General features: G+C 64.6%; 8 protein-coding genes. 7 read left to right on the plus strand and 1 reads right to left on the minus strand.

Features of this window, described 5'->3' with window-relative positions; genetic code table 11:
• The first annotated feature begins 36 nt into the window (after positions 1 to 36).
• The 4 genes from HZZ16_RS18605 to HZZ16_RS18620 all read left to right on the plus strand — a co-directional run bounded on the left by HZZ16_RS18605 (position 37) and on the right by HZZ16_RS18620 (position 5,949).
• Positions 37 to 1,908, plus strand: coding sequence for an AMP-binding protein (locus HZZ16_RS18605; RefSeq protein ID WP_197950316.1), 1,872 nt, complete (start codon positions 37 to 39; stop codon positions 1,906 to 1,908).
• Positions 1,909 to 2,068: 160 nt separating this feature from the next.
• Entirely contained in the window at positions 2,069 to 3,196 is a 1,128-nt protein-coding gene (locus HZZ16_RS18610) for an acyl-CoA dehydrogenase family protein (protein WP_197950319.1), read from the plus strand.
• Between the two features lie 143 nt (positions 3,197 to 3,339).
• Positions 3,340 to 4,584 (plus strand): acyl-CoA dehydrogenase, encoded by a 1,245-nt coding sequence (locus HZZ16_RS18615; protein ID WP_197950321.1) that lies wholly within the window; start codon positions 3,340 to 3,342, stop codon positions 4,582 to 4,584.
• A gap of 120 nt (positions 4,585 to 4,704) precedes the next feature.
• Positions 4,705 to 5,949: an acyl-CoA dehydrogenase gene (locus HZZ16_RS18620; RefSeq protein WP_197950324.1), complete on the plus strand. Its 1,245-nt coding sequence runs from the start codon at positions 4,705 to 4,707 to the stop codon at positions 5,947 to 5,949.
• Positions 5,950 to 6,016: 67 nt separating this feature from the next.
• On the opposite strand, the gene HZZ16_RS18625 is transcribed toward HZZ16_RS18620, so the two are convergent.
• Entirely contained in the window at positions 6,017 to 7,612 is a 1,596-nt protein-coding gene (locus tag HZZ16_RS18625) for an ABC transporter substrate-binding protein (protein WP_197950327.1), read from the minus strand.
• A gap of 199 nt (positions 7,613 to 7,811) precedes the next feature.
• Here HZZ16_RS18625 and HZZ16_RS18630 point away from each other — a divergent pair, with 199 nt between their 5' ends.
• The 3 genes from HZZ16_RS18630 (at position 7,812) to HZZ16_RS18640 (ending at position 11,781) form a co-directional block, all read left to right on the plus strand.
• Complete coding sequence (locus tag HZZ16_RS18630) at positions 7,812 to 9,473, plus strand: ABC transporter substrate-binding protein (RefSeq protein WP_197950330.1); 1,662 nt, start codon at positions 7,812 to 7,814, stop codon at positions 9,471 to 9,473.
• A gap of 242 nt (positions 9,474 to 9,715) precedes the next feature.
• Positions 9,716 to 10,669: an ABC transporter permease gene (locus HZZ16_RS18635; protein ID WP_197950332.1), complete on the plus strand. Its 954-nt coding sequence runs from the start codon at positions 9,716 to 9,718 to the stop codon at positions 10,667 to 10,669.
• Positions 10,670 to 10,878: 209 nt separating this feature from the next.
• A complete protein-coding gene (locus HZZ16_RS18640; protein WP_197950334.1) occupies positions 10,879 to 11,781 on the plus strand; it encodes an ABC transporter permease in 903 nt (300 codons plus the stop codon).
• Position 11,782: the final 1 nt, after the last annotated feature.

Genomic DNA, 11,782 nt, shown 5'->3' on the forward strand with positions numbered 1-11,782 from the left:
AGATCCGCAAAGGACAATAATTCCGGGAGACGCAAAATGAGTGGAAGCGCGGCGGTGATGATGACGAAGCCCGCCTTTCGCAAGGTCCAGTGGCTCGCGCGCGACATCGAGGTCGAGCGCCGCGGCGATGGCACGCTGGTGCTGAAGTCACGCATTCCGCTGCAGCCTTATGAGAAGCACATCCCGGCCTCTCTGGCGAAATGGGCGAAGGAAGCACCCGAGCGCATCTGGCTGGCACAGCGCGGCGGCCCGAACCGCGAATGGCGCAAGGTGTCCTATGGGCAAGCCAAGCGCATCGTGGACGCGCTGACGCAAGGCTTGCTCAATCTTAAGCTCGACGGCCGGCCCGTCACGATCCTCTCCGGCAATTCGATCGAGCATGCGTTGATGACGCAGGCCGCGATGCAGGCGCGCGTCCCGGCAGCGCCGGTGTCGCCGGCCTACTCGTTGATGAGCCACGACCACGTCAAGCTGAAGTACCTGTTCGACCTGATCAAGCCGGCCGTACTGATGGTGCAGGACGGCCCGACCTTCGAGAAGGCGCTGAAGGCGCTCGACCTCGGCGGCGTGCCCGTCGTTCACGTCGCGCGGCCCTGCGAGGGCATCAAGAGCGTCAGCTTCGCCGAGCTCGCGGCAACCCCTGTCACGACCGATGTCGAGGCCTCGATCGCGAAGATCACGCCGCAGACCATCGGCAAGCTGCTGTTCACGTCGGGCTCGACCGGCATGCCCAAGGCCGTCATCAACACCCAGGAGATGATGTGCGCCAATGCGGCGATGATGATGCAGGTGCGGCCGCGCGATCCGAACGGGCCGATCCCGACCATGCTGGACTGGATGCCCTGGAACCACACCATGGGCGGCAATGCCGCGTTTCATCCGATCCTGGTCGACGGCGGCACGCTCTATATCGACGACGGCCGCCCGATGCCGGGCCAGTTCGAGGAGACGCTGCGCAATCTGCGCGAAATCTCGCCGACCTATTACGCCAACGTGCCCGCCGGCTATGCCGCGCTCGCCGCCGCCATGGAGAAGGACGACGCGCTCTGCCGCTCCTTCTTCAAGAACCTCTCGATCATGGCCTACGGCGGTGCGCGGCTGCCCGACGATCTCTACGAGCGCATGCAGGCTCTCGCAGTGAAGACCACCGGCGAGCGGATCGTGTTCTATACCGGCTGGGGCTCGACTGAGACCGCGCCGACCTCGACCGGCACCTATTGGGACACCGAGCGCGTCGGGCTGATCGGCCTGCCGTTCCCCGGCGTCGAGTTGAAGATGGTGCCCTGCGGCTCGAAGTACGAATTGCGCCTGCGCGGCGTCAACGTCACGCCCGGTTACTTTGGTCAGCCTGAGCTGACTAAAAAGATGTTCGACGAGGAAGGTTTTTACTGCATCGGCGATGCCGGAATCTTCGTCGACGATGCCGATCCGGTGCAAGGCATCATCTTTGCCGGCCGCGTGGTCGAAGACTTCAAGCTCACCACCGGCACATTCGTGCATGTCGGCTCGCTGCGGACCGATGCGATCGCAGCGGCAACGCCAGTCGTGCACGACGCGCTGGTCGCGGGTCAGGACCGTCCCTTCATCGGCCTCTTGGCGTGGCCGAACCTGCACGCCTGCCGCCAACTGGTCGGCAATCCCGATTTGAGCTTTGCCGATGCGGTGAGGCATCCGGAAGTGGTCGCCTGCTTCAGGCGCGGCCTGGAAGCGCATAACAAAGAATGCGAGGGCGCGAGCAGCCGGGTCATCGCACGCGCGATGCTGATGGTCGAGCCACCCTCGATCGATGGCAACGAGCTCACTGACAAGGGCTACATCAACCAGCGCGCCGGCCTCGAACGCCGCGCGGCGCTGGTGGAGCGGCTCTATGCGGACAAGCCGGATGAAGATGTGATCGTGCAGCGATGAAGCCCATCTCTCTCCATTTGTCATTCCGGGGCGCGCGGAGCGCGAACCCGGAATCCATCGGGCCGCATGCGCGTGGCGAAATGGATTCCGGGTTCGCCGCTGCGCGACGCCCCGGAATGACGGCATCAATACAAAGCGACAAATAAAAGGTAAGCCCGCCATGAACTTCGATTTCTCCGACGACCAAAAACAGCTCCGCGACCAGGCGCGCAAATTCCTCGCCGAGAAATGCTCGCCCAAGGCGGTGCGTGTCGTGCTCGACGGCAAGACGCCCTACGACAAGGAGCTGTGGAAAGGTCTCGCCGAGATGGGCTTCCTCGGCGTCGCCATTCCGGAGGAATTCGGCGGCGCTGGCGCCGGTCATCTCGAGCTTTGCGTGATCGCAGAAGAAATGGGCCGGGCCAACGCGCCGGTGCCGTTCTCCTCGACCGTGTACCTCGCCGCCGAAGCGCTGCTGATCGCCGGCAGTGACGCGCAGAAGAAGAAGTGGCTGCCGGCGATTGCCGCCGGCGAGGCCATCGGCACGCTGGCGCTGTTCGAGGGCAAGGGCAACCCGGCGCCGAAGAACGTCAAGCTGACCGCTGCGAACGGCGTGCTCAGCGGTGTCAAGAAGCCGGTCGCCGATGGTGCGATCGCGGATTTTGCGGTGGTTGCCGCGCGCACGGGATCGAGCGGGCGCGACAGCGACATCTCGCTGTTTCTGGTCGATCTGAAAGCCGGCGGCGTCGACGTGAAGAACCTCACCAATCTGGATCCGACCCGCGGACAGGCCGAGATCACCTTTAAGGACGCCAAAGCCGAGCCGCTGGGAGCTGCCGGCGAAGGCTGGAGCATCCTCACCCAGGTGCTCGACCGCGCCGCGGTGCTGTGCGCGTTCGAGCAGGTCGGCGGCGCTGATCGCGCGTTGGAGATGGGCCGCGACTACGCGCTCGACCGCATCGCCTTCGGTCGTCCGATCGGCTCGTTCCAGGCGGTCAAGCACATGCTCGCCGACATGTACGTCTCGGCGACGCTGGCGCGCTCCAACAGCTATTACGGTGCCTGGGCGCTCTCGACCAAAGCGGCCGAGCTGCCGGAAGCCGCCGCCGCCGCGCGCATCAGCGCGACGCAGGCGTTCCAGCACTGCGCCAAGAACAACATCCAGGTTCACGGCGGCATGGGCTTCACCTGGGAATTCGACTGCCACATGTATTACCGCCGCGCCAATGCGATGGCGCTGGGCTTGGGCAGCCTGTCCTATTGGGAAGACCAGCTGATCGAACGGATGCGGAAGAAGAACGCGGCTTGATGTCGATGTGCGTGTCCCGGACGCGATGCGGCACGTAGTGCCGCTTCGCAGAGCCGGGACCCAGGGGCCGAAATGGACCCCGGATCTGCAGCGCATCACTTCGTGCTGCGCAGCGTCCGGGGAACGAACCGAGAGATGAGACCATGAACTTCGACGACACTCCGCAGGAAGCCGAGTTCCGCGCCACCGCCCGCGCCTGGATCAGCGCCAACGCGCCCAAGCAATACGAGGAGGAGCTGCGCAAATCCTCGCTCGGCCGCACCGTGCTCAAAAACGCTGATATTCTGGAGGTCGCAAAAGCCTGGCAGAAGAAAAAGGCCGATGCCGGCTGGGCCTGCCTGCACTGGCCGAAGGAGTATGGCGGCCGCGGCGCTTCGCCGATCGAGCGCGTGATCTGGCAGCAGGAGGAAGGGCCGTACGGCCAGCTGTCCCGCATGTTCATCATCGGCCACGGCATGTGCGGGCCGACCATGATGGCGTTCGCGCGCGAGGAGCATAAGCGCAGATATCTGCCGCCGCTCGCCTCCGGTGAGAACGTCTGGTGCCAGCTGTTCTCCGAGCCCGCCGGCGGCTCGGACGTCGCAGGCCTCCGCACGCGCGCCGAAAAGGACGGCGACGACTGGGTGATCAACGGCCAGAAGATCTGGACCTCGGGCGCGCATTATTCCGACTACGGCATTCTGCTCACGCGCACCGATCCGACCGTGCCCAAGCACAAGGGCCTCACCATGTTCTTCCTGGACATGAAGAGTCCCGGCGTCGAGGTGCGGCCGATCAAGCAGGCGAGCGGCGCCTCCGATTTCAACGAGGTCTATTTCACCAATGTCCGTATCCCCGACCATCAGCGCCTCGGCGAGGTCGGTGACGGCTGGAATGTCTCGCTGACCACGCTGATGAACGAGCGCAGCGCGATCGGCGCGGCCGTCTCGACCGGTTTCCCTGAACTGTTCGAGTACTGCTCCAGCCTGATGCTCGACGACGGCCCGGCGATCGAGGATCGCGCGGTGCGATCCAAGCTGGCAAACTGGGCGGTGAAGGCGAGCGGCCTGAAATACACCAGCATGCGCGCGATCTCGGCGTTGTCGAGGGGCGAACGCCCGGGGCCGGAGAACTCCATCGGCAAGCTGGTGGCGGGCTCCATGATCCAGGACGTTGCGACCTACGCGCTCGATCTGCAGGGCGCGGCCGGCATCGTCAGCGGCGAGGATGCCGAGCTGGCCGGCCGTTTCCAGGCCATGCTGCTGCGCGCGCCGGGTACCCGCGTCGAAGGCGGCACCGACGAGATCATGCGCAACATCATCGCCGAGCGGGTGCTGGGCCTGCCCGGCGATATCAGGGTCGACAAGGACGTGCCGTTCAACAAGATCCCGACCAAAGGAAGGGGCTGAAATCGTAGGGTGGGCAAAGGCGCGGTGCGCGCCGTGCCCACGAATTCTATCGAGGGAAAAATGGTGGGCACGCTTCGCTTTGCCCACCCTACGCATCGCGCAAGGATTGAGAGGTCCGCCATGAATTTCGACGACACCCCGCAGGAAGCCGAGTTCCGCGAGACCGCGCGCAAATGGATCGATGCCAATGCGCCGAAGGAGCTGCATGCCGAGCTGTCGAAATCTTCGCTCGGCCGCATCCGCCTTGCCAATCACGACATCGTCGATGTCGGCAAGGCCTGGCAGAAGAAGAAGTTCGAGGGCAATTGGGCCTGCCTGCACTGGCCTAGGGAATATGGCGGCCGCGGTGCGACGCCGATCGAGAAGGTGATCTGGCAGCAGGAGGAGGGCGTCTACGGCAAGCTGACGCAGCCGTTCCAGATCGGCGAGGGCATGTGCGGCCCGACCGTGATGGCGTTCGGCAGCGAGGAGGCTAAGCGCCGTTACTTGCCGAAGCTCGCATCGGGTGAGGAGATCTGGTGCCAGCTGTTCTCCGAGCCGTCCGCCGGCTCCGATGTCGCAGGACTTCGCACCCGCGCGGAGAAGAAGGGCGACAATTGGGTCGTCAACGGCCAGAAGATCTGGACCTCGGGCGCGCATTATTCCGACTATGGCCTTTTGATCGCGCGCACCGATCCGAACGTGCCCAAGCACAAGGGCCTCACCATGTTCTTCCTGGACATGAAGAGCCCCGGCGTCGAGGTCCGGCCGATCAAGCAGGCCAATGGCATGCAGGAGTTCAACGAGGTCTATTTCACCGATGTCGTGATTCCCGACAGCCAGCGGCTCGGGGCCGTCGGCGACGGTTGGAACGTGTCGCTGACCACGCTGATGAACGAGCGCATGTCGATCGGCGCGCGGCTCGCGACCGGCGTGCCCGAGATGTTCGAGTTCTGCTCGAACCTGATGCTGGAGGATGGCCTCGCGATCGACGATCCCGCCGTGCGCTCGAAGCTCGCGAGCTGGGCGGCCAAGTCGAACGGGCTGAAATATACCAGCTACCGCACGATCTCGGCCTTGTCGAAGGGCGAGCGGCCGGGCCCGGAGAATTCGATCGGCAAGCTGGTCTCGGGCATGATGCTGCAGGACATTGCGACTTATGCCATGGACCTGCAAGGCGCGGCCGGTGTCCTCACCGGCAATGACGAGGAGACGGCGCAGGGCCAATTCCAGCAGATGCTGCTGTCCTCGCCCTCGATGCGCATCGCCGGCGGGACCGACGAGATCCTGCGCAACATCATCGCCGAGCGCGTGCTGGGCCTGCCGGGCGACATCCGCGTCGACAAGGACGTACCGTACAACAAGATTCCGACCAAGGGGCGGTGATCGCGCGCAGCGCTTGTATCCCGGGTGGGCAAAGGCGCAAAGCGCCGTGGCCACCCTTGCGTGTTCCTCACTCCACCCCGATCGTCGTCAGGTCCTGGAACCAGTGCTGCGCCTGCACGAACTGCTTGATCTTCGGTGACAGCGCGTGCGGGTTGGTGTCGTGGACGACCCACACCAGCGTGGCATCGTCCACGATCAGCGCATGCGCCTGCGCCAGCAATTGGTCCTGCTTGGTGCTGTCGAACGTCTGCTTGGCCTCGTCGATCAGCGCATCGACCTTCGGGTTCTTGTAGCCGCCCCAATTGACGCCCACCGGCGCGATCTGGCCGGAATGGAAGAAGCGGACGATGGCGTAGAGCGGATCCGAGGTGACATAGGCGATGTTGTTGGAGGTGATGCCGGCGTTCATCTCGTCGGCGGCGCCCTTGCGCCAATGCGTATAGAGCGTCTCGAGCTCGACCACCTTGAAGTCGATCTCGATGCCGATCTCCTTGAAGCTCTGCTGCAGGAATTCGTTCATCGGCAGCGACAGCATCTGGCCGGTGCCGCCTTGCGCGATGATGAAGGTGGTCTTCAGCGGCTTTGCTTTGGAATAGCCTGCTTCCTCCACCAGCTTCTTGGCGGCGGCGAGATCGTATTTCAGCTCGAAGCTGGGCTTGCCGAACCATGGGCTCGACGGGTCGACCTGGCCCTTGGCGGGCTTGGCGAGGCCGTTCATCAGGCCGACGACTTCGTCGCGGTTGATCGCAAGGTTCAGCGCCTTGCGCAGGCGGATGTCGGTCCAGGGCGAGCCCGGCAGCACGCTGAGGTGATAATTCCACACATGCGGCGTGACGTTGTCGACCAGCTTCATGCCGGCCGCCTTCAACTGCGGCACGGCATCCGGCGCCGGCGTCTCGATCAGGTCGACCTGGCCGGCGAGCAGCGCGTTGGTGCGCGTCAGCGCTTCCGGCATCGGCACCAGCACGATCTTGTCGACCTTCGGAATGCGCTTCTTGTTCCAGTAGTCTGGATTCTTGGCTAGCTCGGCGAGCTCGCGCGGCACCAGCTTCGTCAGCTTGAACGGGCCGGTTCCGGAGGGCTGGCTTGCGAACTTGTCCCAGTCCTTGCCGAGCTTTTCATATTGCGCCGGGCTCGAGACCAGGAACCACAGCATCTGATAGGGGAAGAAGGAATCCACCGTCTTGGTGGTGATCTCCACCGTGAAGTCGTCGATCTTGGCGTAGCTGGCGACGGAGGGCAGGCGGGTCTTCACCTGCGCGCTCTGCCGCTTGTCGAATTGCGGCGCCTTGTCGTTGAGCACCTTGTCGAGGTTCCAGATCACCGCATCGGCGTTGAAATCGCTGCCGTCGTGAAACTTCACGCCCTTGCGCAGGGTGAAGCGCCACTTCGTCTTGTCGGCGTCGTCCACCTTCCATTCGGTGGCCAGGCCCGGGACCAGCTTGCCGGGCCGATCGGCGACGTCCATCTCCCAGGCCACCAGCGGATCGTAGATCGTATAGGCCGTGAACTGATAGGCGCCGGCGCCGCGATCGGGCTGCCCGGTGGTGAGCGGAATATCCGCCATCGAGATGCCGTAGCGCACCATTGTTTCGGCGCGCGCAGAGATGGCGGACACCGCCAGCGCAAGCACGGCGAGACAGGTCGATAGACGATTACGCATGGCCCAAAGCTCCCAGGAGATTTCCGGGTCAAACCTGCAATCTTGATGCCAGAATAGGCAGCGCGCCGGTTTCGCCCGTGCGTCATCACAAGGACTTGTCGACGCAGGGGCAATTTGCAGAAAAAGTTTCTCCTTGGCATAGCCATTGCATACGATTGCATCAAAATTAATCATCGAAAGCCGGAAAGGGACTGAGGCGATGCTTATGAAAAACAAGAAGACACGGGCGGCGCTGATCGCGCTCCTGGCGCTCGGCAGCGCGGCCGCATGGCCGCGCCTGGTGGCTGCGGAAACTGTGTTGCGCATCGGCATGACTGCTGCCGATATTCCGCGCACGCTCGGCCAGCCCGATCAGGGTTTTGAAGGCAACCGCTTCACCGGTCTCACCATGTACGACGCGCTGACCGGCTGGGACCTGTCATCCGCCGATAAGCCGAGCGTTGTCATCCCCGGCCTTGCCACCGAGTGGAAGGTCGACGACGCCGACAAGACCAAATGGACCTTCAAGCTGCGCCCCGGCGTCACCTTCCATGACGGCTCGCCGTTCAACGCCGACGCGGTGGTGTGGAACGTCGAGAAGGTGCTGAAGCAGGATGCGCCGCAATTCGACGCCAGCCAGGTCGGCGTCACGGCCTCGCGCATGCCGACGCTGGCTTCCGCGAAGAAGATCGACGACATGACCGTCGAGCTCACCACCAAGGAGCCCGACAGCTTCCTGCCGATCAACCTCACCAATCTGTTCATGGCGAGCCCGGCGAAGTGGCAGTCCTTCTATGACAAGGCCGAAGGCGCCGACGCCAAGGCGAAGTCACAAGCTGCATGGACCGCCTTCGCCAAGGACGCCTCTGGCACCGGCCCGTGGAAGATGGCGCGCTTCACCCCGCGCGAGCGGCTCGAACTGGTCAAGAACCCGAACTATTGGGACAAGGCGCGTGTTCCCAAGATCGACAAGATGGTGCTCCTGCCGATGCCGGAAGCCAACGCGCGCACCGCGGCGCTGCTCTCGGGTCAGGTCGATTGGGTCGAGGCACCGGCGCCGGACGCGATTCCCGAATTGAAGCAGCGCGGCTTCAAGCTCTACGCCAACGAGCAGCCGCACGTCTGGCCGTGGCAGTTCTCGCGCGTCGAGGGCTCGCCCTGGAACGATATCCGGGTGCGCAAGGCCGCGAACCTCTGCGTCGACCGCGAAGGTCTCAAGGACGGTCTGCTCGCCGGCCTCATGGTGCCGGCGACCGGCACCTTCGAGCCCGGCCATCCCTGGCGCGGCAATCCCACCTTCCAGATCAAGTACGACAAGGCGGCTGCGCAAAAGCTGATGCAGGAGGCCGGCTACGGTCCCAACAAGAAGCTGACCGTGAAGACGCAGACGTCGGCGTCCGGCTCGGGCCAGATGCAGCCCTTGCCGATGAACGAGTACCTCCAGCAGGCGCTGGCCGAATGCTATTTCGATGTCCAGCTCGACGTTATCGAATGGAATACGCTGTTCACCAACTGGCGCCGCGGCGCCAAGGACCCCAGCGCCAACGGCTCGCACGCGACCAACGTCACCTATGCGGCGATGGACCCGTTCTTCGCGCTGGTGCGCTTCCTGCAGTCGGGCATGGCGCCGCCGGTCTCGAACAATTGGGGCTTCATCAACAACCCCAAATTCGACGAGCTGGTGAAGAAGGCGCGCCAGACCTTCGATCCGGTCGCGCGCGACGCCGCGCTGGCCGAGCTGCACGCGGCCTCGGTCGACGACGCCGCCTTCCTCTACGTCGCCCACGACGTCGGCCCGCGCGCGATGAGCCCGAAGGTGACAGGCGTCGTGCAGCCGAAGAGCTGGTTCATCGACTTCTCGCCGGTGTCGATTGCGCAGTGAGGTTCGACTTGCTCAGTGCACCCTCTCCCCCTCTGGGAGAGGGTGGCTTCGCGGGTAGCGAAGCCGGGTGAGGGGTCTCTCTCCGCGGAGAGGCTCTCTCTCCTTTGAAAGGCTATAGCCGCGGATAGAACCCCTCATCCGGCGCCGTAGCCGAAGCTTCGCTTCGGCGTCGACTAAAAACGGCCGCCGGAGGCGGCCTATGCCACCTTCTCCCACAAGGGGAGAAGGAAGAAAGAAACAACGTGCTCGCCTATACCGCCAGACGCATTGTCTACGTCGTCCCCATCGTCATCAGCGTGGCGCTGGTGTGCTTCCTGCTCGTGCACGTCACGCCGGGCGATCCGCTGGTCGCCGTGCTGCCGGCCGATGCGTCGCAGGAGCTCGCGGCGCAGCTGCGCGCCGCCTATGGCTTCGACCGGCCGTTGCCGGTGCAGTTCGGGCTCTGGTTGCTCCGTGCGCTGCATGGCGATCTCGGTAATTCCATCGCGACCGGGCGCCCGGTGCTCGCCGAGGTCATGCGCGCGGTCGGCAACACCGTCACGCTGGCGATTGCCGCCGCCCTCATCGGCTTTACCATGGGCATTCTGCTCGGCCTGATCGCCGGCTATTTCCGCGAGACCTGGATCGACAAGGTCGCGACCTCCTTTGCCATCGCCGGCGTCTCGGTGCCGCATTACTGGCTCGGCATGCTGCTCGTCATCATCTTCTCGGTCCAGCTGAACTGGCTGCCGGCGGTCGGCGCAGGCCCCAGCGGCTCCAACTCCTGGGCCTGGGACTGGGCGCATCTCCAATATCTCGTGCTGCCGGCGATCACGACCTCGGTGATCCCGATGGGCATCGTCACCCGCACGGTACGCGCGCTCACCGGCGACATCCTCTCGCAGGATTTCGTCGAGGCCTTGCGCGCAAAGGGCCTGCACGAACGCGGCGTGTTTCGTCACGTCATCAAGAACGCCGCGCCCACCGCGCTCGCGGTGATGGGGCTCCAGCTCGGCTACATGCTCGGCGGATCGATCCTGATCGAGACGGTGTTCTCCTGGCCGGGCTCGGGCTTCCTGCTCAATTCCGCGATCTTCCAGCGCGACCTGCCGCTGCTGCAGGGCACTATCCTGATCCTGGCGCTGTTCTTCGTCTTCCTCAATCTCCTGGTCGACATCGCCCAAGCGGCGATCGATCCCCGCATCAAGCGGGGCTGACGGATGAGCCCAGCTGTCGCCACGCAAACGGTGCGCTCCCTCCCCCGCCTGCGGGGGAGGGTTGGGGAGAGGGTGTCTCCGCTCGCGAGAACCCCCCAGAGGCGAAAACCCTCACCCGCGCCTGCGGCGCGACCTCTCCCGCAAGCGGGAGAGGTGCACCGAGCGCTGAGCTTGCACCGATCGCGTCAATGCCAACCGGGAGCAGGCCGATGAGCGAGCTCCCCCTGTCCGCCACCGCCGATGCTGCGCTGCAGGCCGCGCCCGCGACCAGGGCGCGCGGTTATTGGACGACCGTCGGCCGCCGCATCATGCGCGACAAGGTCAGCATGGCCTGTGCGCTGGTGCTGCTGCTGATCTTCCTCTCCGCGATCCTCGCGCCGTGGCTCGGTCTCGAAGACCCCTACAAGGGCTCGATGATCCGTCGCCTCCGCCACATCGGCACCACAGGCTATCCGCTCGGCACCGACGAGCTCGGCCGCGACATGCTGGCGCGGCTGATCTATGGCGGCCGGCTTTCGCTGGTGATCGGCATCCTGCCCGTGATCCTGGCCTTCTGCATCGGCACCTCGCTCGGCATCATCGCCGGCTATGTCGGCGGCAAGCTCAACACCGCGATTATGCGCACGGTGGACGTGTTCTACGCCTTCCCGTCGGTGCTGCTGGCGATCGCGATCTCCGGCGCGCTCGGCGCCGGCATTCTCAACTCCATCGTGGCGCTGACCATCGTGTTCGTGCCGCAGATCACCCGCGTCGCCGAGAGCGTCACGACCGGCGTGCGCAACATGGACTTCGTCGAGGCCGCGCGTGCCTCCGGCGCGGGGGCCTTCACCATCATGCGCGTGCACATTCTCGGCAACGTGCTGGGCGCGATCTTCGTCTATGCCACCAGTCTGATTTCAGTCTCGATGATCCTGGCGGCCGGTCTCTCCTTCCTCGGCCTCGGCACAAAACCGCCGGAGCCGGAATGGGGCCTGATGCTGAACACGCTGCGCACCGCGATCTACGTCAATCCCTGGGTCGCAGCCTTGCCGGGCGCGATGATCTTCGCAGTCTCGATCTGCTTCAATCTCCTTTCGGACGGCCTGCGCAGCGCCATGGACATCAGGAACTAGG

It is taken from the genome of Bradyrhizobium glycinis, from assembly GCF_016031655.1.
Taxonomy (GTDB): domain Bacteria; phylum Pseudomonadota; class Alphaproteobacteria; order Rhizobiales; family Xanthobacteraceae; genus Bradyrhizobium; species Bradyrhizobium glycinis.

Coding starts and splice junctions, on each gene's coding strand:
- HZZ16_RS18620 (WP_197950324.1), top strand. CDS start 4,705: ATGAATTTCGACGACACCCCGCAGGAAGCCGAGTTCCGCGAGACCGCG.
- HZZ16_RS18640 (WP_197950334.1), top strand. CDS start 10,879: ATGAGCGAGCTCCCCCTGTCCGCCACCGCCGATGCTGCGCTGCAGGCC.
- HZZ16_RS18630 (WP_197950330.1), top strand. CDS start 7,812: ATGCTTATGAAAAACAAGAAGACACGGGCGGCGCTGATCGCGCTCCTG.
- HZZ16_RS18605 (WP_197950316.1), top strand. CDS start 37: ATGAGTGGAAGCGCGGCGGTGATGATGACGAAGCCCGCCTTTCGCAAG.
- HZZ16_RS18625 (WP_197950327.1), bottom strand. CDS start 7,612: ATGCGTAATCGTCTATCGACCTGTCTCGCCGTGCTTGCGCTGGCGGTG.
- HZZ16_RS18615 (WP_197950321.1), top strand. CDS start 3,340: ATGAACTTCGACGACACTCCGCAGGAAGCCGAGTTCCGCGCCACCGCC.
- HZZ16_RS18610 (WP_197950319.1), top strand. CDS start 2,069: ATGAACTTCGATTTCTCCGACGACCAAAAACAGCTCCGCGACCAGGCG.